10 protein-coding genes are annotated in these 25,138 nt (G+C 44.2%); 7 read left to right on the top strand and 3 right to left on the bottom strand.

Annotated elements, in window-relative coordinates; translation table 11 throughout:
• The first annotated feature begins 6 nt into the window (after positions 1 to 6).
• Complete coding sequence (locus tag BLW31_RS05235) at positions 7 to 2,568, top strand: glycoside hydrolase family 3 C-terminal domain-containing protein (RefSeq protein ID WP_074759480.1); 2,562 nt, start codon at positions 7 to 9, stop codon at positions 2,566 to 2,568.
• A gap of 212 nt (positions 2,569 to 2,780) precedes the next feature.
• A complete protein-coding gene (locus tag BLW31_RS05230; RefSeq protein ID WP_010538996.1) occupies positions 2,781 to 5,825 on the top strand; it encodes a glycoside hydrolase family 95 protein in 3,045 nt (1,014 codons plus the stop codon).
• A gap of 491 nt (positions 5,826 to 6,316) precedes the next feature.
• Here the strand turns inward: BLW31_RS05230 and BLW31_RS05225 are convergent, their stop codons facing one another.
• Positions 6,317 to 10,012, bottom strand: coding sequence for a glycoside hydrolase family 2 (locus tag BLW31_RS05225; protein ID WP_010538995.1), 3,696 nt, complete (start codon positions 10,010 to 10,012; stop codon positions 6,317 to 6,319).
• An 834-nt stretch (positions 10,013 to 10,846) separates the two neighbouring features.
• Here BLW31_RS05225 and BLW31_RS05220 point away from each other — a divergent pair.
• The 5 genes from BLW31_RS05220 to BLW31_RS05200 are packed head-to-tail and all read left to right on the top strand — an operon-like array spanning position 10,847 to position 21,395.
• Positions 10,847 to 12,583 (top strand): DUF5010 domain-containing protein, encoded by a 1,737-nt coding sequence (locus tag BLW31_RS05220; RefSeq protein WP_029425657.1) that lies wholly within the window; start codon positions 10,847 to 10,849, stop codon positions 12,581 to 12,583.
• 36 nt (positions 12,584 to 12,619) lie between these two features.
• Positions 12,620 to 15,925 (top strand): SusC/RagA family TonB-linked outer membrane protein, encoded by a 3,306-nt coding sequence (locus tag BLW31_RS05215; protein ID WP_022302526.1) that lies wholly within the window; start codon positions 12,620 to 12,622, stop codon positions 15,923 to 15,925.
• An 11-nt stretch (positions 15,926 to 15,936) separates the two neighbouring features.
• Entirely contained in the window at positions 15,937 to 17,943 is a 2,007-nt protein-coding gene (locus BLW31_RS05210; RefSeq protein ID WP_010538992.1) for a SusD/RagB family nutrient-binding outer membrane lipoprotein, read from the top strand.
• Between the two features lie 21 nt (positions 17,944 to 17,964).
• Positions 17,965 to 19,245, top strand: a complete 1,281-nt coding sequence (locus BLW31_RS05205; protein WP_010538991.1) for a glycoside hydrolase family 71/99 protein — start codon at positions 17,965 to 17,967, stop codon at positions 19,243 to 19,245.
• 2 nt (positions 19,246 to 19,247) lie between these two features.
• Positions 19,248 to 21,395 (top strand): BACON domain-containing protein, encoded by a 2,148-nt coding sequence (locus BLW31_RS05200; RefSeq protein WP_010538990.1) that lies wholly within the window; start codon positions 19,248 to 19,250, stop codon positions 21,393 to 21,395.
• 589 nt (positions 21,396 to 21,984) lie between these two features.
• Here the strand turns inward: BLW31_RS05200 and BLW31_RS24365 are convergent.
• Complete coding sequence (locus BLW31_RS24365; RefSeq protein WP_157998593.1) at positions 21,985 to 22,161, bottom strand: hypothetical protein; 177 nt, start codon at positions 22,159 to 22,161, stop codon at positions 21,985 to 21,987.
• Between the two features lie 228 nt (positions 22,162 to 22,389).
• On the bottom strand, positions 22,390 to 24,957 hold the full coding sequence (locus BLW31_RS05195; protein WP_010538989.1) for a hypothetical protein: 2,568 nt from the start codon (positions 24,955 to 24,957) through the stop codon (positions 22,390 to 22,392).
• Positions 24,958 to 25,138 lie beyond the last annotated feature (181 nt).

The raw sequence follows: 25,138 nt of genomic DNA, 5'->3' as shown, positions 1-25,138 counted from the left end.
GGTAGAATGATAATGATGAAGAGGTATAAAAAGATTTTGTTGACAGGTGCTTTGTCTGTGATGTCTTGTTCGTTTATACACGCGCAGGAGTTGTATAAGAATGAAAATGCCCCTGTGCATGAACGGGTAATGGATTTGATTTCACGCTTAACGGTGGAAGAGAAAATAAGTTTGCTTCGTGCAACATCTCCCGGTATTCCCCGTTTGGGTATTGATAAATACTATCATGGGAATGAAGCGCTACATGGAGTTGTCCGTCCCGGACGTTTTACCGTATTTCCACAAGCCATCGGACTGGCAGCTACCTGGAATCCGGAGTTGCAGAGACGGGTAGCCACAGTCATTTCGGATGAGGCGCGTGCCCGCTGGAACGAGCTGGATCAGGGAAGAGCACAGAAAGAACAATTCAGCGATGTGCTGACTTTTTGGTCACCTACTGTGAACATGGCACGTGATCCTCGTTGGGGGCGCACACCGGAAACGTATGGTGAAGACCCTTTTCTGAGTGGAGTGATGGGAACAGCCTTCGTGAAAGGATTGCAAGGAGATGATCCGCATTATTTAAAAATCGTTTCTACTCCCAAGCATTTTGCCGCCAACAATGAAGAGCACAATCGTTTCGTCTGCAATCCTCAGATATCGGAGAAACAACTGCGTGAATATTATTTCCCTGCTTTCGAAATGTGTGTAAAGGAAGGAAAGGCCGCTTCCATCATGTCCGCTTACAATGCACTGAACGATGTGCCTTGTACGCTGAATGCATGGTTATTGCAAAAGGTGCTGCGGAAGGATTGGGGATTTCAGGGATATGTTGTTTCTGACTGTGGGGGCCCTGCTTTGCTGGTAAATGCTCATAAGTATCTGAAGACGAAGGAAGCGGCAGCCACCTTGTCTCTTAAGGCAGGGCTTGACCTTGAATGTGGTGACGATGTTTATGACGGACCTTTGTTGAATGCTTACAAACAATATATGGTATCGGATGCCGATATTGACTCTGCAGCCTATCATGTACTGACGGCCCGTATGAAACTGGGGCTGTTTGATGGTGTGGAGCGAAATCCATATACTAAAATATCTCCATCAGTGATCGGTTCGAAGGAGCATCAGCAAATTGCTTTGGATGCTGCCCGTCAATGTATCGTTCTATTGAAGAATCAGAAGAATATGCTCCCGTTGAATGCCAGCAAACTGAAATCCATCGCAGTAGTCGGTATCAATGCCGGTAAGTGTGAGTTTGGCGATTATAGTGGTGCTCCGGTAGTAGAACCGGTTTCCATACTGCAAGGCATCAGAAACAGGGTAGGCGATCAGGTGAAAGTCGTCTATGCTCCTTGGAAGTCTGCCGCCGACGGTTTGGAACTTATTCAGGGAGAGAACTTTCCGGAAGGATTGCAGGCAGAATATTTTGATAATACCCGTCTGGAAGGTACGCCGAAAGTGCGCAAAGAAAACTGGATCAATTTTGAGCCTGCCAATCAGGCTCCCGACCCGTTCCTTCCCAAATCTCCGCTTTCTGTCCGTTGGACAGGAAAGTTAAAGCCGACCATCTCCGGTCGCTATACTTTCAGCTTTACATCAGATGACGGTTGCCGTCTGAGCATTGATAATCAGATGTTGATTGATGCATGGCAAGCGCATGCCGTGTCTACGGATTCCGCTTCTATTTATCTCGAAGCCGGAAAAGAGTATCAGTTGAAAGCGGAATATTACGATAATCGGGATTATGCTATTGCAAAACTACAATGGAAAGTTCCGCAGATAGGAAAAGCAACCCGTCTCGATTTGTACGGAGAAGCCGGAAAAGCAGTTCGCGAATGTGAAACGGTAATTGCTGTTATGGGTATCAATAAATCGATAGAGCGTGAGGGGCAAGACCGCTACGACATTCAGCTCCCGGCAGACCAGAGAGAGTTCTTGCAGGAAATCTATAAAGTAAATTCCAATATGATCGTTATTCTGGTGGCAGGCAGTTCATTAGCCATCAATTGGATGGATGAGCATGTTCCTGCGATTGTGAATGCCTGGTATCCGGGCGAACAAGGAGGAACTGCCGTTGCCGAGGTACTGTTTGGTGATTATAATCCTGCCGGACGTTTACCGCTCACTTATTACAAATCCTTGGATGAGTTGCCTCCGTTTGACGATTATGATATTACCAAAGGACGTACTTATAAATACTTCAAAGGAGAAGTCCTTTATCCATTTGGCTACGGATTGAGTTATTCTTCTTTTAAATATAGCGATTTGAGAGTAAAAGACGAAGCAGATGAAGTAGCTGTTTCTTTCCGGTTAAAGAATACCGGTAAGAGAAACGGTGATGAAGTTACTCAGGTTTATGTGCGAATACCGGAGACCGGAGGTATTGTTCCTGTCAAAGAACTGAAAGGATTCCGGCGTGTTCCTTTAAAATCAGGAGAAAGCCGTCGGGTAGAGATCAGGTTGAATAAAGAGCAACTTCGTTATTGGGATGTAGGAAAAGGTCAGTTTGTAGTACCGAAAGGCACATTTGACATTATGGTTGGTGCTTCTTCCAAAGATATTCGCCTGCAAACAGTCATTGATTTATAAACTTTATTTAAATTTGAACCAGAAAAAACTAAGAGTCACATGAACTGAAGTGATGCTTTCTGATTGATCAGTCTGTGCCACCTTGTTGGCACAGTTGTGCCATCGCATTGGCACGGTTATGCCAACGAGGTGGCACAGTTGTGCCAATAGGGTGGCACAAGCATGACGCAGTATGGGATTATCTAAGGATATGCTTATTAAAAAATAATATTATGAGAAACAGGTACTTACGGCTTACAGATGTATTACTTCTATTCTGCTTTGTGGCAGGAACTACGATGACGGCTTGCTCCGGGCAGTTTCATCAACCTGCCTTGAAGGCAACTTATAATAAGCCTGCTAAAAACTGGGAAAGTGAGGCTCTGCCTATCGGTAACGGTTATATGGGAGCTATGATCTTTGGTGGGGTCTATGTGGATGTCATTCAGACGAATGAACACACTTTGTGGTCGGGAGGTCCCGGTGAAGATCCCTCTTATAACGGAGGACATCTGAGAACTCCGGAAGTTAACAAGGACTATCTTCACAAAGCACGGGTGATGTTGCAACAGAAGATGAATGACTTTACAACAAACCGTTCTGCTTATATCGACGAGACCGGAAAACTGATTACCCATAATTATGATGGAGACGGTGACGGCACAGAATTACGGAATCTGATTGACAATCTGGCTGGAACGAAGGAGCATTTCGGTTCTTTCCAGACATTGAGTAATATCATTGTAGAGGCCGTTAATCCGCCTATCCCTGTCTTGATAAAAGAAGAAGTACAGACCAATTATGATAATACAAAAAATCAGAGTCAGTCCATCGGCAGTCTTTTCGATCAGAGTACTACCAGCAAATGGTTTGCCGATAATGAACAGTTTTCCGGTGCAGGGAGTTTGCCATGTGTAATCAAGTGGGCATATACCCATGCTCCCAAAGCTGTTTCCTATAGCTTGACCTCTGCCAATGACATGCCTGGCAGAGACCCGAAATCGTGGAAACTTTATGGTTCGGCAGATGGCAAATCCTATGACTTGCTGGATAATCAGTCCGGTGTTTTCTGGGCTGATGGCAATGACGGAAAAAGCGGTCGCAATAAGACGCTGTCATTCCCGTTGAAAACGGATAAATATACATTCTTCAAACTCGAAATAACGGAATTAATAGACAACAGGCAGAAGCCGCAATTAGCGGAGCTCTCGATAGACGCTTCTCTCGAGCTTCCTTATTCCGACTATGCCCGTACACTCGACATAGATAATGCTATTCATACGGTGACATATAAAGAAGGTGGAATCACCTTTAAACGTGAATATTTTATGAGTTATCCGGATCATGTAATGGTGATGCGTCTCACGTCAGATGCGAATGAAGGGAAACTTTCGCGCATCATTTCTCTTGAATCGCTGCACACCGATAAAGTCATTGCAGCAGACGGCAATACGATTACCATGACCGGGTACCCGACTCCGGTTAGCGGGGACAAGCGGGTAGGGGATGCCTGGAAGAATGGACTGAGATATGCGCAGCAATTGGTTGTGAAGAATAAAGGCGGAAAGATTTCAGTAGTGGACGGAGCGAAGCTGAAAGTAGAGGATGCGGATGAGATTATTGTTCTGATGTCTGCCGCGACTAACTATGTACAGTGCATGGATGATTCCTACTGTTATTTTTCAGAAGAAGATCCATTGGATAAGGTGCGGGCTACCCTGCATAAAGTAGCGGATAAGAAGTATACCTCCTTGTTGGCTGCCCATCAGAAGGATTATCATTCGTTGTATGATAGAATGCAACTAAATCTTGGTGAACAGTTGGAAGCACCTGCTGCCACCACCGACAGTTTGCTGAAAGGAATGGATGCGAATACCAATTCGGAACAGGACAATCAATATCTGGAAATGTTGTATTTCCAGTTCGGACGTTATCTTCTGATCTCTTCTTCAAGAGAAGGTTCTTTACCTGCTAATCTGCAAGGAGTGTGGGGGGAAAGGCTTGCTAATCCATGGAATGCCGATTATCATACCAATATCAATGTACAGATGAATTATTGGCCGACACAGCCTACCAATCTTAGTCCGTGCCATCTGCCTATGGTAGAATATGTCAAGAGTCTGGTACCTCGTGGAAAGTATACGGCACAACAATATTATTGTAAACCTGATGGCGGCAATGTTCGTGGATGGGTGACACATCATGAGAATAATATTTGGGGGAATACGGCTCCGGCCAAGAAAAGTACGCCCCATCACTTCCCGGCAGGGGCTATCTGGATGTGTCAGGATATCTGGGAGTATTACCAGTTCAACCTTGATAAAGACTTCCTGAAAAAGTATTATGATACGATGCTTGACGCTGCCCTTTTCTGGGTAGACAATCTTTGGACAGATGAACGGGATGGTACACTGGTAGCGAATCCCTCCCATTCTCCTGAACATGGCGAGTTTTCACTAGGTTGTTCAACTTCACAGGCTATGATTTGTGAAATGTTCGGCATGATGATTAAGGCCAGCAAAGAGCTGGGAAGGGAAAAAGATCCGGAAATCGCAGAGATAGCAACAGCCATGAGCAAACTCTCCGGACCGAAAATCGGCCTGGGCGGTCAATTTATGGAATGGAAAGATGAAGTGACAAAAGACGTGACCGGAGATGGCGGCCACAGACATACGAATCATCTTTTCTGGCTGCATCCGGGTTCGCAGATTGTAATTGGAAGGAGCGAACAGGACGATAAATATGCAGATGCCATGAAAGTGACATTGAATACGCGCGGCGACGAAGGTACCGGATGGAGCAAAGCGTGGAAACTGAACTTCTGGGCACGTCTGCACGACGGAAACCGCTCTCATAAGTTATTGAGAAGTGCCATGAAACTGACTGTTCCCGGAAGTCATGTAGGCGGAGTATATACCAACTTGTTTGATGCGCATCCGCCTTTCCAGATCGACGGTAACTTTGGTTGTACAGCCGGAATCGCAGAAATGCTGATGCAGAGCCAGGGAGGATATATCGAATTGCTTCCCGCTTTGCCCGATGCGTGGAAAGACGGTGCATTTAAAGGGATGAAGGCGCGAGGAAACTTTGAAGTGGACGCTGCCTGGAAAGAAGGGAAAATTACTTCAATAGAAATTCTTTCTAATTCCGGTGCAGAGTGTATTATAAAATATCCGGGTGCAAAGAATCTGAAAGTTTCCGGTGTTAAAGTCAACGTTCTTGATGATAATAGGATTTCTTTCGCGACTGTCAAAGGCAAAAGATATACGATCAGATGATATTTCTTTTATAAGTCTTTCATAACTTAATAACGGCTGTGAAACGGCTGAGGTTGGCATAAAGATTCATTGGAATATGCTATGGGTGAACCAATAAATATCTGTTGACGGTTATTGGATAAATCTTCCGCTTTGATACATCATGAAGAGTAGATTTCACTTTCCAGTGGAATTTGCTCTTCATTTTTTGTTTATCTTGTTTTGTCAGCTAACAATTTAGAGTTTTGCTAAAGTAAGGTTTGACGGTCAAAATAGAAGTATGCCATATCTACTCCATCGTTAAGGAAAAGAAGCCCGACTACATAAGTTTATGCAATTGATTACACTGTTATAATGGAAAGAAAATCCAAAAGAAAGGAGTGGCAATCTTCTGCTACTGTTTACACCCGGAATAAAAAAAGAAGGCAACTAACTTATTGTAAGCTAGCTGCCTTCTTTGGGGAATTTAATAGAACGAATGGAAGATCCATTCTAATATATCAATTACATACCTATTTCAATAATTCGTTCACCATGTTTGCCAACAATTTTCCTGCTATCGGATCAGTCGTTGCTTTTTCCGTGCAGAGTGTCGAAACAAGAGATTTTCCTTTATTGTCGGCTATTTGCAGTAATGTCAATCCACGCATAGACTCGATACGTGCTATACGTTCTTCCGGTTTACCGCCGTCGATGTATGCGTGAATCTTCATCTGGGCAGCAAGTTCCTTCACATTTTCGTGGCGGACAGCTTTCAAGGTGGCAGTGCAGGCTAGTGGAATTTCACGCTTGTTATTATTGAAATAGCGTAATTCCAGTACACCGATTCCGTCGAATACAGAGGCATCGTCATGTTCCATCACCACAATGTCTCCTTCCGTGGGAATGATCCATCCGGTGATGTATTCAGGATAGATTTTTTGTGCAGCCTCTTTGCTGTTCAGAAGGAGCAGGCGACCGCCTTTAGCCTGATATTCACGTAGCAATTTTGCTTCTTCATCCGTACATTCTTTCAGTCCCGATAGGATGCAGAGATTCGCTTTCTGCTTGCTGTTCAGGAGTTCCTTGATGGACGGTACTGTCTGGCAAGCGATGTTCAGGAAGTCAAGGGTGGCTTTCATATTGTCTTTATCCAGTAGAAGGATTTTTTTGTTTTCGGCTACCTGACCGATGTTCCATTCCTTGCGTGCCAATAGTAATCCATATTCATTTTTTGATAAAGTCACGCCGTTTTCTGTAAGTGTGAGTTTCAGTTTTGCATTTACTTTGTCGGCAGGTAGATTGGAAGGCATGTGAATGTTTGGCTCAATATATTTACGGCCATAGTATTCCACAGCCGGGAATTGTTCTGTACCGGATGCCAGTACTTTATCCGTTTCGTCTACAATACTCCAGATTAATGACATTGGTTTCAGGTCACGTCCTTCTTCGTTGTCATTTACTACATAAATACGTGTATGCAATTTCTCACCTGCATAAAGGTTACGTCCCCATAATTCCGCACTGACAAGTACAGGTTGCATAGCACGCTGCATAGCGTAGTATGTGGGATACGGTTGAATATGACGGTAGTCATAGCATTGGCGAAACCAAGTCATATAGGCAAAGTGCATGATACCCGAAGCCTGTTCGTTGGTACGACGGAGCGTTTCGGCCAACTCTCCCGTGATGAACGATTGTGTATTCAGAAAACCTTTGGGATCGGCCCAGTCATAAGCTTCGTATCCGATTAATGAATAAGGATTCTGATGAATCAGCTGATAGGAACGGGTAGGGTGACCGGTTTCGGCATTCGGATAACCCGTACTCATCTCCTGACTGATCAAAGGACGTCCGGGTGTTTTGAATTGTTTCTGAAATTCTCCGTTGAAGAAGCGGAATACCGAATAGTCGTACCAATTATAATAAGCATGGTTGTCATCAATATCTCCGTCATCAACTGTTTTTAGAAAATCTTCGCCGAACCGTTTGCTGGCTTTGTTGTGAAGATAGTTGGAGTCGAAGCATACAGGGCGTGTAGGATCGGTCTTTCTCATATTCTTCACTACATCGGATACAATGCGGAATTTCTCTTTGGCACGTTCCGTATCGGCATCCAAGTCGTAGAATTTCATCTCATTGTTGACTGTCCAGAAGAATACAGAAGGATGATTCCGGTATTTTTTCATCACCCGCAGCCATTCACTGCTCCAAAGATCAAGCACGCCCTTGTCCGGTATCGGGGTAGAGTGTATCATGAGCCATGACCAAGTACCCTCAAAGCTGATCGAGATGCCATTGCGGTCTGCTGCCGATACCCAGAGTTCGTTCCAAGGAGTGGTATGTGTTCGGGTAGACTGTACATTACCTTCCTTCATCAGTTTCATAAATTTGTCTGCCAGAAGAGAATCATTGGGACAGAGAGCGAAAGGAATGTGATTGCCTCCGCGTAGCCAGTGTTTGCGGCCATTCAGGTACAGGAATCCGTCTTTGCTTTCAAAAGTACGGAAGCCGGAAGTTACGGTGATACAGTCCGTCACTTTATTTTTTCCTTCCGTGAGGCTTACGCGAAAGTCATAAAGATTAGGGCTGGCAGGTTCCCAGAGTTTGGGTTTCAGCCCTTTAATATCACAGGTAAATGTTTCTTGTGTACTTGTCGCTAACGAGAGTTTGCTACGTACGGGGGCACCGTAGAGTGTTTCTCCGGTGTGTTTGTCTATGATGTCTACACGGATGTCGAAGTTTCTCTTTTTAGGAGCATAGTTTTTTATGGTGACGTCTATGGATGCACCGTCCAAAGCCGGTTTGATGAAAATATCTTCTACTTTAAGCGGATTGCTGACTACGAGTTTGACAGGCTGCCATATACCGGCAGGGTTGTCACCATAAAATCCGTGAGGAATATCGGTTAATACGGCTTTGTTGGCTTGTTGGTCGTTTTGGTTGTCTTCCACTTCCTTGCGCACCGATGAATAGTAGTTTTCCATGGCATCACTGGTTTGCGCAACTTTCCCGTTGATGTCACGTGTCACTTTCACAGCAATCAGATTGCGGCCCGGGTGTAGAAATCGGGTGGCATCTATCTGGAAATCACCGAACATACCAATGTTCGAACCAGCCGGTTCACCGTTGATGTAAACTTCCGCCATTTTTGATACAGCGTCAAATGAGAGGGTCAGTTGTTTCCCTTTCACGTCAGCCGGTAGTTCCAGCCATTGACGATACCAGGCAGCACCAGTCTTGCGATAGTTGAAAGTATAGTTCTCGCAACGGTCGGTTTCTTGCTGGTAGTAGGTATCTGATACCCCTTTATGTTGCGGGCCGGTAGGCGATGGCATCGTTTCGCCATGTAGCCAGATGCGGATAGGATTCCAGAAAGCAGGGACAGACATCAGATGCCAGTCGTTGTCATCCGTCTGCATGGAGATTGCCTTAGCTTTATCGTTCAGTTGGTATTCAGGCATGAAGAGCCAGTTTCCGTCCAATGATAACTCTGTCCGGTTGTCAGTCAGTTTATCCAGTTTGACGGCAGTGTATTGTGCTCGTTCCTTGCGGCGTTTTTCCTCCTTTTCCTGTGTTGAGAGTGCTATGCGGTACTCTTGTACCTTAACGCCTTTTAGAGCATCTTCTGCTAATGGTATGACAGTGAGATCATCAAATTCCGTGTCTATCCATCCGCCACCCAATGCAACTTCACCGGTAGGAGAGAGATTACTGTTTTTGTCCTCCAAATCGATGTGAGGAAGTTTTTCGTCGTTTACAAAAACCCGGATACGGTTTCCACATACTTCTACTTTCACTTTGTACCATTCTCCCGGCACGGGATGAAAGCCAAGTGGGCGAACGCCTAAGAATTCGTCTGTACCCATATATCCGGTACGCATCAAATAGATATCGTCTTGCAGTCCGCCTTTGATACCCACCACATAGCGGTCAAAACGGTTGTGTGTACGGAACCCTGCCCATATCTGTACTTGTTCGGCGTCTTTCGGGGCACGTGCCTTGAAAGACAAGCTATAATCTTTCCATTCGGGATTACCGAAGAGGGCATAAGCACTGCGCGAATGTAATACTCCGTCGTTAACCCGACAGGCGCCACGTCCCACAATATTCAGTGGTTGGGAGTCATTGGAGAAATCATTGCTCCATACGGTGTGATCTTGGGCTTGTGTCACCAAGCCGGACAGGCTGCAGGCGCAAGCTAAAAATACTTTGCTAATTTGATTCATGATATTATTCTGTAGTTTAAAAGTTCATTGTATTTCAGTTTATGATTTGACAGACTGTAATTCACGGTTTGAGAGCGATAAAATGGTGTGGCAAATATAAAGACAGGAAGTTAAGTGAAAGCTTAATTTTCGCTTAATTGCTTATTAAATATCCCTTAAATGTGGAATTTAAGCAAATAAGTGGGTTCAGGGGATATAAATCTTATCTCCCGGTTATAAATAATCTCGTTACACCTTATTATATATAGAGTGAAGGAAACGTACAATTGAAAGATGGTATCGTAAGAAGCATTTTTGAAAATCAGTAGTGAATGTCGCAATCATAATACTGGAATACATTTTTTATATAATCAGTCAGGTTAATAATTGGATATCTCTTAATTTGTGTTATGTTTGTATATCCTTGTATGGGTTGGTTGGGGCATTACTTTGGCAACCCCGACCGATATAAGAGATAATAGTTGCCTTATTTACCTTTTTAACCTCTTTACTTGAAATTTGCTTCTTTTGCAGGAAGTAACTACTCATTTAGATGAAGAAACAGGGTATGTATCGCATATCACAAAATATAAACTTCCCCCTTTTATAGAAATTAATGCCCAAGTTTGCGGAAAATTAAAAGAAAATAGTATTAGTTTTAAAATTAATTAGAAATTAATCTGAGTTTAATCGTATTTTATAAAAAAACTTAAGCCGTCTCCTGTTACTTTGCATCAGAACTCAAAAATAACCTTAAATATTAAGTTTGTTCAGTCGACGCTTTCTTAAATAATGAATAAAAAGGGTGTTTTCGAGGTGTAACAAACAAGAAATGTATAATTAAAAAAAGAGACCGTGAAGAATTATTTGAAAATCACGATGGGGCTTGTTTTAGCTTCCATGATTGTTAGCTGTTCTGATGAGGACAATAATATTGTTCCCGATATTAATCCGGACCCGGTGCCACCGACAGAAGGGACGTTCATACTCCCTGCTCCTGCGGTAGAGAGTAACATTCCTGAACATGATTTTTTGATGGGGGCATTGTTCAGTTTCCAGAAGAACCTTCGGAATGGGGAGGATGCTGCCAGCGGCGGGACAAATTCTACTACCTTTTATAATAAGCCGCTTTTCGAAGTGAAGGCTTTTGGTGCTACGGAAGCAGAGTGGTGGGATAACCTGGTGGAAGAGATGGTGTATAGTGGGTTGGATTATGTAGCTCCCAACTGCCGTGGACGTTTACCGAAGGCAGATACCGACCCTGCTTATGAAAGAGATCATGGTGACCCTGTTCATATAAAGGAATTCATCGCTGCTTTACAACGCCGGAATGAAGAAAGTCTGAAGATTGCCATCTTCGATGACTGTCCGGCTTCCTGGGCTGCCGCCCGTAATTTTGACTTGTATCAGACTTACGCTACAGTCATCAGTGCCGAGACTCAGCAAAATAAGGGGCTGACGGATGAAGAGGTCATGTATCCGTTAGACAACTTGGACGATATATATAAGTATATATGGGATTACAATATAAAATTGGCTTTCGATCACTTTTATGGCGAGAATAAAGCCAATAACAAGTATCTTCTTCGTATCGATGGCAAGCCTGTACTGTTCCTGTGGAGTATCAACGGTTTCCTTAATGTAGACTATGCCGCATTAGGCAACAAGAAAATAGATTGCAAGGGTAAACTAAAAGCCATCCTGGACAAGATTCATGCTGACTTCAAGACTGCTTACGGCGAAGACCTTTTTATTTGTGCCGACAGGGCTTTCCAAGACCGGGACAAAGAGGTGAACGAATCAGTAGTAGAGTCGCTGAACGATTGGTTCATTGCTGCTGAACATGCTGCTAACCGCAGTTCCTGGACCGTACGTAGTTTTAATGGGAAAACAGTAGGAGTGGCTGTACCGGCTTTCTATACCAATGATAAATCGGGAACCCGGATGTTCTTCGATGCTGATCATGGAAAGCGTTTGACTGACGCTTTGGATGATATGGTTGCGAAGAATACTGATCTGGTTTTCCTGGAAGGTTTTACTGATATGGCCGAAAACGCATCTTATTGGAGAAGCACTGATAACACTTTCTATGATTTTCCTAACCAACGTCTGAATATTCTGCGTAAATACAGCAGTAACAAGGCATGGCCCGAATCATTGCGGATAGAGATGGAAGCTTGTGATAAATTCTTTGATATCTCTAAAAACAATAGTGGTAATCAATACCGTACCGGAGATCTGGATGTTGCAAAGGTGGCTAATGTGGCTTCGGATAAGAACACCGAATGGTATGTTACCCATACAGAGCCCGGTGAATGGCTGGAATGGAAAGAATTGCCTTATGCTGCCGGAAACGTGACAATTAAGGTGTGTTATGCTGCCAAGGCAGATGCTAAGATTCGTTTCGATTTTGGCGAAGGTACACAGAGAAGACAAGGTCCTGTCGTAGAACTTCCTGCTACCGGAGGCGAATGGACCACTGTGGATGCTTTCACTATGAAATGCGATGTAAACGGTTGGCAGCGGACTTTGCTGAACATTGTGGCTGGTCAACCTGATTTGAATTACTTCACAATAACTGTAGAAAAATGAAAATAACTAATTTATTAATTGTAAACTTAAGCTAATATGGAGAAACTTTATCTGAAAAGAAGCTGGAGGATAGGGACATGCCTGATGGTATTGCTCACATTCTTTGCATTTTCGCTTTCGGCGCAAAACCGAAAGGTCACTGGAGTCGTTGTCGACGAGTTTGGTGATCCACTTCCAGGTGCTAATATTACGGTGGTTGGAAACCAAAGTTTAGCTACTGCGACAAATATGGAAGGGCAATTTACCTTAAACAATGTACCGAAAGACGCCATATTGAATGTAAGATTCATAGGCTATGCCGTGCAGACCGTCAGACTGGCTACCTTGAAAAACAATGACCTGTTGCGCATTGTTCTGAGGGAAGATGTCAAAGAACTGAAGGACGTCGTTGTGACAGCATTGGGTATCAGCCGTGAGTCGAAATCATTGGGATATGCCCGTCAGTCCATTGACACGGAATCTCTGTTGGATACACGTGACCCGAACTTGTTGAATAGTTTGAGTGGTAAGGTTTCGGGTGTCAACTTTATTTCGAATGGCGGTCCGTTGTCTTCTACTCGTGTGGAAATTCGTGGTAATAACTCTTTGACGGGAAACAATCAGCCGCTGTACGTAATTGATGGTGTGCCCATCATGAATCCGATGGGTGAAGACGGGGATTTGGACTATGGTAACCCTGCGTCAGCAATCAGCCCGGACGATATTGAATCGATAGAAGTGTTGAAAGGCGCCAATGCAGCTGCTTTGTATGGATCAGATGCTGCCAATGGTGTTATTCTGATCACTACCCGTAAGGCTACGAAGAAATCCGGACTCGGTGTTTCTTATGGCTACAACATGCAGTTTACTTTCCTGCGTGAATTCCCGGCTTATCAGAATGTTTACGGTTCGGCCAGTCTTCCGGCTGTCGGTGTGGGTGACGGATTCAACTATTATGGTTCCAACTCGAAGAACGGCTATGCTTATGACCCTAGTCTGCCTTATGGTATTTTTGTATTTAACTGGGCGAATCCGAATCAACGCTCATGGGGGCTGCCGATGTTAGGCTTTGATCTGGTGGGACGTAATAATCAGATACGCTCTTATGTACCTAATAAAGACGGTATTACGGATATGTACGAAATGGGTGTAGCCATGACTCATAGTGTTTCAGTCAATAAGGTGTTCAATGGGGCAGGTATCCGTTTCAACTATACGGGTATCGACTACGACGGAATGCTGAAGAACTTTGATAACATGAAGCGTCACACATTTGACCTGCGTGTGAATATGGATTTGGCTAAATGGCTGTCCAGTGAAATCTCCGTTAACTATCAGTTGGAAACTGCCGATAACCGTGATTATAAAGGTGACAGTAACCGTAACCCGATGCGTGCTATCATGAATATGCCACGTGACGTCGTCATGGAGGAATTACTGCCGTGGAAGCGCGAGTCAGGTGAAGCCTTTACCCGAGGTAACGGATTCTACAATCCTTATTGGTTGCTGAACGAAATCAGCAATGGGGATGGCCGCAATAACTTCCGTGGTAACCTGACTCTTAATATCAAACCGATTCAGGGGATGAATATTCGTTTGCGTGCCAGTGTGGAAAAGGCAAACAAGAATGGCTGGAAGTTTGATAATTACTATACCATGTGGGATATTGACGGACAGTACGAAACGTTCCGTGAAGCCTCCAACAACTACAACTATGAAGGGGTAATTTCTTACAACCGCAATATCAAGAAGATCAGCCTCAGCGCCAATCTGGGTACTTCTATGCAGAAGAATGACTGGTACAAGCTCAGGAGTCAGGTTTCTCAATTGGCAGCTCCGGATGTGAAGTCATTGTCCAACAATGCTTCTATGTTGAGTGGAACGGAAAGTGTGAATGCAAAAGAGAAACAGTCCGTATTCGGTATGTTGTCTTTGGGATATCATGGTTTGTTTCTCGATGGAACTTTCCGTAACGACTGGTCAAGTTCTTTGCCGAAAGCTAATAATTCTTACTTCTATGCTTCCGGTAGTGCCAGTGCTGTATTAACGGAAATCTTCCCCAAACTGAAGAGCAAGACTTTGTCATTTGCCAAGTTGCGTGGATCGATTGCCCGTGTAGGTAATGATGCCGGTTTCGACCGCTTGATTAACAGCTACAGTTATGGTGGTCTGTTCCGTAATGACATGGCGTGGTTCCAAGGTGACGCTGTACGTAAAAATCCGAACTTGAAACCGGAAACAACTATTTCGAAGGAAATCGGTGCGGAGGTTCGTTTACTGGACGGACGTCTGACGGCAGATGTTACTTACTATGACAAGTACACTCGTGATCAGATTGTGGAGTCAGAACTTTCTTATTTGTCCAATTACCAGCGTGTCATTATCAACTCCGGTAAAATATCCAACAAAGGTTGGGAAATCTCCGTGAGCGGTGTACCGGTGAAGGTAAAGAACTTCGAGTGGAAAACCATTTTCAACTGGTCAAAGAATAATTCCATGGTAGAGTCATTGCCCGAAGGTATCGATAAGATACAGATTGGCAGCGGTGTGTACAACGTGAAATCTTATGCGGAAGTAGGCAAGCCTTATGGCGCTATCTATGCGAAGACATTTAAGCGTGATGCCGAAGGATACATCCTTTGCCAGCTCGACGGTTCTCCGAAAGAAGGACAGGACTATGAATATTTAGGCTGTGTACAAGCTGATTGGCGAGGTGGCTGGAATAACGTGTTCCGTTTGGGCAATTTCTCCTTCTCTGTCATGTTCGACTTCCAGAAAGGTGGTAAGTTCTTCTCTCAGACATCGATCCAGAGTTCTGTAGACGGACAATCCGTTAAATCATTGGAAGGTCGTGACGCGGATTTCTTCTCCAGAAAGATTTTGGGTGAATCGGACGAAGAACGCTATGGCTTCATGCGTCCTCAAAACGCTAACACACCGACTGCGAACGGACAGGTTTATCCTGACTGGGGACGTCCTAAAGGGGTAGTTCTTCCTAATTGTCGTTATGACGAAGACGTAGAAGGTCTGGCAGGACAACAGGTATTGGGTTATTGTACTCCCGAACGCTATTGGATGCACTATACCTCCCGTGATATTTCCCGTTTCATCTATGATGCTTCTTATGTGAAGTTGCGTGAAATCACTGTCAGCTACGATTTACCGAAAAAATGGCTGAGAAAGACTCCGTTCCAGACTTTCCGTGTGGCGGCTGTCGGACGAAACATTGCTACCTTGTTTGCCAATACACCGCACGGACTGGACCCGCAGGCAACAAGTACGACAGGAAATGCACAAGGTTTCGAACGTGGTTTCAACCTGCCTTCCGCAACCTATGGATTTGATATTAAAGTTTCTTTTTAAATTCGTAAAGCATGAAATTGAAAAACAAAATATTACCGTTACTCCTGCTGGCATCAACTGCTGTGGGGTGTACGGACGGTTTCGAAACCATCAACTCGGACCCGAACAAATTGTATGAGGTTAACCTGCAGAGTATTTTCCCCGGTACGGTTTACAAAACAATGAATGCGATCAGTGAATTGAATAATAACCGTATGTGGAGTTATTCACGTTACATTACCAACGTCGCTTTCCAGACACCATGGAACGAAAGGGGAGACGGATTCTACCGTAAGTTTTATGTAGAGATTCTGCGCGATTTGGAAGATCTGGCAAAAGCATACGATAATGGCTCTTTACCTAATAGTCTGGCGGTAGTCAAGACATGGAAAGCATTCACCTATTACCAGTTACTATCGCTCTATGGTCCGGTCGGATTGAGTCAGGCCGGTATGGACGGAGGAACGGACAAGCGTATCTTTGATTATGATTCGGAAGCCGATGCTTATTATTCCATTTTGGGATGGCTGGATCAGGCGGTCGATGCATTCGACGAATCATCCACTGATAAAATTTTGAAAGACCCTGTTTATAACGGAGATGTACAGAAGTGGCGTAAACTGGCTAATACATTGCGTCTGGAGATAGCCATGAACATTCAGAATATCAGCGAAGAGAAAGCACGCGAATATGCTGCGAAGTCTATGGGACACGAAGAATGGCTGTTCAGTTCTCTGGATGATGCGTTTGCTCCTAAATACGGAACGGTGATCGACAAAGACTGTTCCTGGTATTACACTCGTTTGTACAAAGAAGAAATTCAGACGAAAGCAAACTGGGGGCTGATACCTTCCATGAACGAGTATTTCGCCATTTACCTGTTCTCGTATAATGATCCGCGTATGGAGACTTATTTTGACGGATCTAATGTTTACTGGCCCGAACGCCAGCCTTATCGTATGACGGACGTGCTGACCCGTTCACACGACTGTGATGTGAGCAATTGTTCAGCCAGCGACCAGCAGGAACACCTGCAGTGGATGATAGACGGATATGAAGTGCGTGATTCGTTACGTGTACGTTACTCCATTCCTTATGTGCCTACACCGGACAATCCGGGTGCCCGCACACCGTTCGGCTGGAGAAGACCGATCGACCCGACCGACCCGAATGGTACAAGGGAAATCCCCGATCCGTTGTCAATGAACGAAGACAACAGATGCTACATCAACCCGAGATATTATGCAATGGACGCTACGATGCCTTTGCTGCGTTGGGCAGATGCTTGTTTCCTCTGTGCTGAGGCGAAGGTGAAGTTTAACCTGGGATCTAAAGATGCACAGACTTATTATGAAGAAGGAATCCGTGCTTCATTTGAAGAGAACGGTTTGACAGCTTCTTTGACTGCCTACATGGCTCAGGAAGGAGTTGCATGGGGAACCAGCCATAAAGGCTTCTATGATACCCGTAAACTGATGACTGCCGACATCAACGGAGCAAATGGCGTGGAAGGACAGTTGGAACAAATCTACAAGCAGCGCTGGTTTGCCGACTTCCTTGATGGTATGTCTGCCTGGCGCATGGAACGCCGTACACGTGCATTGAACCTTCCGCCCTTGTTCTTGAACGGATCTCAGGCTTATGAAGAAGGAGGAAATATGTACTACGGCTGGCCCGAACGCCTTTACTTCCCGGATGCGGAACGTCAGACGAATGCAGAGGCTTATTACAGAGCTATCGATTTGTTGCAGAAGAATAGTCCGAAGCCTAATGCTGCCCGTTGGGGAGACAATATTTTCACGATGCTTCAGTTTGCAAAACCTGTGCCCAATCAGGAAGAAATGATAGCCGGATGGGAGAATAGTGATTATGTACAGTTCAATATGGATTTCCAGGCTAAGAAATACGGACAGACTTATGAAGAGTTTTTGAAGAATGCCCGTGAACTGACCGGTATCAAGGATGCCGAAGAGGCTTTGGACAAAGCATACCACTTCTTGATAGAAGCTACACTTTTAGTTTATAAGGTAGAAAAGTAGTAATTAAGTAATGACTGAAATATGAAAAAGTATAAGATTTTTAATAAGATAGGCCTTGCAATCTGCCTGACGTTGGGACTGGTGGCCGGATCGGCCTGTTCACCCACAGATGACGGTCCTTCCATCGATGATCATTTCTTGAATTATGAGATTCCGCAAATCAGGCCGAGCAGTGATATTCCGGTAGGGGCCATTTATTGGAACCTGGGTAGTGCAGGTATGGATGAAAAGAAGTATGCACGGTTGATTGGTGAATATAACCAGAGTGGACAATATCCGCAGCTTTGTCCGAATGTGCGTCCGGTACTGGGACGTTATTCGATGGATATCAATAAGCCCGAAACGGCTGACTTGATTCAGCAGCACCTTACGTGGTCGAATAATGCCGGTATCAATTTCCTTATATTGCCGAACATTGGTCTGGACACCAGTAAGGGAGATTTGTTGAATGAAGGTAACGTGAACTTCGTGAACTATATGGCCGGGCTGAACCCCAACTCGGAAGGTATCAATTGGGGAGGCTTGCGTTATGTGGTTTCTATGGATATGAACAACTTTGCAAGCGGACTCAATAACACTTCCATGATAGAAGATGATGCTGACGAGAATGGGGTGTCTGCACGTTGTGAACAACTTTATAGCTTTTTTGTCAGCCTGACAAGCCGTTTCTGTACGAACAACGACCTTTACTATACTGTAGACGGCAAACCGATGATTGTTGTTTGGAATGCTGACAAGTTGTATGCACGTGACTCAGAGAAACTCTATGCTACCATTCGTGAAAGAGTGCGTGAGAATGTGAAAGACGGAAATGGCAATGGATTGGAAATCTATATTTTAGCACGTCAGGAACGTTGGACACCTCCTGCACGCTGGCATAATTTCTTCCTGAGCGGTAAAGTGGATGCTGTGTATATGGATAATATGTACAACCAGACCGACTGGTTCCGTCCTACCTGCTATCCGCAGTGTATTGACCAGAACTTTAAGTATAACCGCGAATATGAATGGGCCAATTATGGAGTAGACTTCGTTCCTACCGTTTCACCTTCGTTCAATCAGTGGATAGATGGTGATGGAACTCAGTTCTATAACTTCCCGGTGGTATTTAAGGATGAAGACCTGTTCCGTAAGATGTGTAACGTTGCCAAGATGAACTTAGGAAAGCGTCCGATGGTTATCATCGATTCTTTCAACCGTTGGAATGTGGATCAGGCTATCGAACCGACTGACCCGAATTACGGGAATGGATACGGTATGAAATACCTCAATATTGTAAAAGAAGAATTTAAAGTGAAGTAAACATGAAAGCGATAAATTTTATCAATTGGAAATATATCGGCTTGGCCGGATGCTTGGTGATGTCATTGCTTGCTGCGTGTAGCGACGATGAAACGGCATCGGAAGTGGTGACGCCGCTCGAGCCTAAACTGGAGATCGTGAACGAATCGTCCACCTTCAGTTTCTCTTCAGCGGGAAATTCCGCTCAGGTGCTGACATTCAATACCAATCAGAATTGGTATATCGTATTGGATGATTCGGAAGGTGTGGATAATAGCTGGGTGGTATTGTTTGAACGCGAGGGAGCAGCCGGAGAAGGTAACAAAGTGTGGGTGGCTGCCGCAGAAAATGTGGAGCCGGATGCGCGCCGTGCTAATTTTTCTCTAGTCTCCGGTGAGTTCAAGTATGATTTCGTTATCTATCAGGCACAGAAGGATGCTGTTGTAATCACCGACCCGAAGGCATACGAAAATCTGGATGCCGGCGAACACATCATTTCCGTGGAGTTTGGTATCAATACAGGAGAATATAAAACAAGTTTCGTATATTCCGGTGACACAGGCTGGATCATGCCGACAGACGAACGTCCCGCAGGCGAACCGGAGACACGTGCGATGGAAAATCATACGCTGTACTTTAAGGTGCTGCCGAACGAGAAATTTGATATCCGTAGAGGTACCATTGAAATCTCTTCGAAAGATAATGATAATGTAAAGGCTACGATGAATATTTTCCAGACGGGTCTGCCTAAACCGGTGATTACAGTCGACAATAAAGAAATGTTCACTAACTTGGCATCGAAGGAAGATTCGATTCTCCTGAAATATAAGGCAACTAATACCAAGGGACCAAGAGATCTGACGATTGATATTGATAAGAACGATCAGGACTGGATTACGTTCAAGCCTGCCATAGACGCCAAAGGTGATTCTACTTTCCTCGTTTCTGTGAAAGAAAATACCGGTGGCGAACGTACGGCAACTATCGCGCTTTGTGCCGCTGCCGACAAGAAAGTGAGAGAAGAATTTACGGTAACTCAGGCTCAGGCAAGCGATGTGGAACTGGTTATTACCAACAAGAACGATTTCAGAACAAGCTTGGATAAACTGGGTAGTGCCGCTACCGTGAAGTATAGCGTACAGTCTACATTGACCGATCCGAAGAATGAGATTCTGGTAGATATTGTATATCCTGAAGAGAGCGGCTATACGGCAGAGAATGGTTGGCTGCACATGGCAAACAACTCGATGCCCGAACGTGTCATCTTCACGTATGATGTGAATAAGGTGCTGAGAGAACGTCAGGCTACCGTTTACATTTATCGTAAGGGGTATGAAAACAAGAAAGATTATATGGTTGTCCGTCAGGCTGCAGCCACTCAGATTGAAATACCGGCTCCGGGAGGCTTGACGAATCTGTTGCAAAGCATGATTGATGACGAAATTTATAAAGACTGGGAATCTATCACTAGTCTGGAATTGAAGGGAAGACTCAACGATACTGATTTGAACTTGCTGAAGAACATGATGACAGCGGGTAAGGGTTACAATCTGAAGAACCTGGATATGACGGCAGTAGAGAATGAGACGCTGAAGAACGGAGTATTTAACGGTTGTAACCTTCTGGAGAATATAACATTCCCGATGGGATTGCAATACGTACCGAGAGAAGCTTGTCGTAACTGCTCCAAGCTGAGAACGGTAGTTGTGAACGAAGGTCCGACTTATATCGGTCGCCATGCCTTTGGTAATTCGATGGTGAGCGAAGCTTGGTTCCCGAGCACTATGACCTATGTTTACGGATATGTCTTCGATAATGTTACAGCTCTGAAGACTTTGCACTTGAAATCATTGCCATTCCAATGTAAAGAAGTAGCTCGTAGTGATGCTGACGAAGGTGCTACCCAGCCGACAACTTGGTGTACCGTCTTTAAGACATGGCCGAGCACGGTGTATGTACCGATGGAATATCTGGAATACTACAAGAATCCGGACCCGAAACACGTGGTTTCCATGCATTTCCAGGACCTTCTGAATACATTGACATCCGAATCGGAAGAATGGACGAAGGGACCGAAGGTTCAGCAACCTTACTTGAAGTCTAATTCGGCATTGAAGAGTAACTTTACTTGGGGATCATCTGCCACTACTATAATGGGAGAAACTGAATGATATAGAGCCAGGTAGATATACTGTATAAGAGCGGACTATCACTCGGCGGGAAAATTCCCGCCATTGGTAGTCCGCTCTTTTTTTGAATTACCCCTAAAAATTAGGTGTGGGTTTCTTGTCGGTTCGTTCATCATTCTTCATTTAAAACTTACTCATAATGATTAAAACTGATGTTTTATTGTCATCTGTCAGCTTTTCACATATAAAGGTTTTATAATAAACAGATTACCTCCTGACAATAAGCCCTGACAATAAGCTGACAATAGCAAAAAGTTCTATTTTACTGTCATCTGGCTCTGTCATTCGGACGACTGCAAGGAGGAAGAATCTCCTCTTTTGTGTGCACAGGAGAAGAGCCTTCATTTCATACTGTCACCAACCATCTCTCCTTTCTTCATTTCCCGTTTAAGTATCCATACGGTTTGTGACAAGCTATCAGAACGGTTGTGCCACCTACAGAAATGATTGTGCCAAACTGCTGAAACGGTTGTGCAAAGCGCTTGGCACAGTTGTGCCACTACGATGGCACAGCCGTGCCAAAGGCGTGGCACAAGCATGCCAAAGGTGTGGCACAAGCAAAGCATACCTTCTACTCCTCGTCCGCTATGCTTTCTCTGCCCTCCAGACGGGGCTTTTGCAAAGATGCGGTATATCCTCCAAAAAGCATGCTTACAAAAGGACTCTTTATCAAATAGTCAAACTGGAATAACAGCATGATACGGCTGACAATAGAATGGATGATTGCTATTGTCAGCCGTATTATCATGGTGTATTGTCAGGAGATAATCTGTTTATTATGAGATTGTTATATGTGAAAAACTGACAGATGACAATAAAACATCAGTTTTAATCATTATGAATAAGAAAAGAATATATTTAGGCACGGATTACGCGGACTAACACGGTTGTTTTACGTAATCATAACACTAAAACCGTGAAATCCGCGTAATCCGTGCCTAATCCTTAATTTATAATTTAGTTCATTTCTTATCGGTTATAAATCAGCGAATGGCGTCTTATAGTCTTCTCCCATTGAATCACGGTACTCTTTGCAGAAACGGTCATACAGATTTCGTGCAATACCTTTCTTTCCCTGTGCGGAGAACACTGCGCATTTGGCGGCCAGTGCTTCTTCATTCAGTGGGTCATGCAGGAACATGATATCTGCCAGACGAAGAATCATATCCTGATGATTTCGTTGTTTTTCAATTTCAAACAAGTCCTTCAACAAGTCGATGGAATGACTGGAGTAAGTCTCCTTGAAGTCATCCAGCCAATCGAGAATTGTGTTGGGCAGCAATGGTCCGTATAGCAGGAGCTCTAATATCCGGTTGAGTAGTTCGTCATTTTCCTTTTCCTTGAATTGCTGGATACGGGCAAGCACTTCACGATAGTCGCAAAATACGTTTTCCCCCCATTTGATGTACATAAAGTTATTCTCAGTGACAACTTCTACATCACCGATGCTTTCCAGTAATACCCGTAGTTTACGTAAGTTTACATTACGGTTGTTACGGGCAGCGGTTTCTTCCTTATCCGGCCATAAGATTCCTGTTGTTTTGGAAGTCAGGATACCGTTTGCATTCTTTTCCGTATATAGTATCAGCAAGATAAGCAAGTGTTTCAGACGGGGAGTGAAATTGGCGGTGATGTCATTTCCCTCTTTATCACGTACGTTGAAGCAACCTAATAAAGAGATGGACGAACGGCTACGGTCGTAGTAGTTGACTATCTCTTTCGGTGCGGCTTCGTTGCCTTGTTCCGGCATTGTCGGAACCGTTTTCGCTTGGTTTTCAGAACTGTCTTTTGAGACCGCAGCCGGTTTGGAAGCTTTCTCTTTTGTTGCAGGTAATTTTGTAGCCTGTCGTTTGCTTCTTGAGCGGTAGAATAACCAGGCACCGCAAGCCAGTATCGCCAGGATTCCGATGACATACAGCAGATTCCACCATTTGCCGGAGCCGGCTTCATCCGTTTCTTGCCGGATATCCGTTTCGTTGACTAAAGGCATGTTGATGGAGTAGATTTTGACATCGTGCGTACGATTGTTCAGAATCTTATCCAATACAAGGAAAAGTTTCCTGTGGGTTGGCGAAAAGTAAAGATTGAAATCGCAGTCCTGATAATCCAGGCTGTTGTTGATCGGCTTAGACACTTCTGTATAAACAGGACTCTTCATCGAGATCTTCCACAATGTTCCTCCCTTATCCGTAGACACAGCATAGAAAGTACTGTCTGATGGCTCGAAGTACATGGAGGAAGCCATAATCGTTTCCTTGTTATCATCTTTCTTCTCCCAGATTATACGGGATTGTTTCGTCTTTAAATTGATGGCGTATAGACCGAGGTAATAATGGGTACTCAATTCCTGTTTACCATACTTATTTCCTTTGCCTCCGAAAATATACAATTCGTCGCCCACTACTGCCATCGCAGCCGAATAGCGGGGATAAAGAGGATGATCATACTTAATTTGCTCCATCTTCCCAATACCGGACTTCATTCGGTACAGGTCGTTGCGGTATTTATAGAAGCCATATCCGCCGAAAAAGTAGAATGAGGAATCTGCGGGATTAAATGCTTTGGCATGGTTATAGTTGCTGGCTTCTTTGGTATTCTGCTTTTCATTGCTCCACGTTCCGTCATCGAACGAAAAACGGGAGATGATGTCTTCTGTCAGCGAATAAGATACCAGTGCATTGCTCAGTGTATCGTATAGTAAATGGTTGGGATATTCTACGGCAGGATATCCTCCGCGTATGGCAATTTCTTTTTTGAGTGTCCCGTCTTCGTCCAGCACTTTTACTGATTGCGGGCTTACGATATAAAATAAGGCACAGCGGGCATCGAAGGCTACACCAATTCTGTTGGAAGTGGTGATTTTACTGATTGTTTTCCATTCGATGTGGTTGTCTATCAACCAAAGTGGTTGGATAGCACGTGCGACAGCCCCTTCTTTCTCGTCATAGCAGATGTTGCCGTTGTGTTTCCATAATTTCCACTCTCTTGTCAGCTTGCCATCCTGCACAATGTTGATATCCCTTAAGTTGATAGGGGCTACATCGGCTTGATAGCCTATCATCTGTCCGAATGTAATCGTTACGCTATTGGTTTCTTGCAGAGGGAAAGTGGACGAAATCTTCTTTTTATCGTATTCTATTTCGATCACATTGTCCTTTTGGCGCAGGTTCAGTGATACATTTATCCACTTTTCCAGTTCTATCGGTTTATCTATAATGATAATCTCATCATTGAGCATTAGAGCGGGAGCATGGTTCTGCTCACCCGCAACAAATGAAAAACGTATTAACTGACCTTTGTCTGTCTTCAGGTGAAGTATCGAACCATAATCAGCTTCATTGGCGCGTATGTATATTTGAAATGAAATGCTAAAGTCGTTTGTTACAGAGAAAGGTTGATTATCGTCCAGATACAAGGTGGACCTTTCTGCGGCAGGTACAGCATGAGACTTAAAATAAAGTCCGTAATCATATAAAGAAGACGCATCCAGTCTGCCCGCCAGGCAGAGCAGGAGCAAAATCAATAATTGCAGTTGATATTTCATAGTAGTTTCTACTTCAATCTGTTCTTATGCGGCAAAAGTACGAAAAACAATACGATATTCATAAGAAACGGGCACTTATTTAAAAAGAGTTGGGATAGTCGTTCATACGGCTGTCATTTTAAAAATAAGGTTAAGAGGATTCATCTTCTTCTCAGGGAAGAAGGGCTTTTCGTGGAAGCGT

Source organism: Bacteroides faecis MAJ27, from assembly GCF_900106755.1.
Lineage (GTDB): Bacteria > Bacteroidota > Bacteroidia > Bacteroidales > Bacteroidaceae > Bacteroides > Bacteroides faecis.
This window is presented reverse-complemented; position numbering and strand designations above follow the sequence as displayed.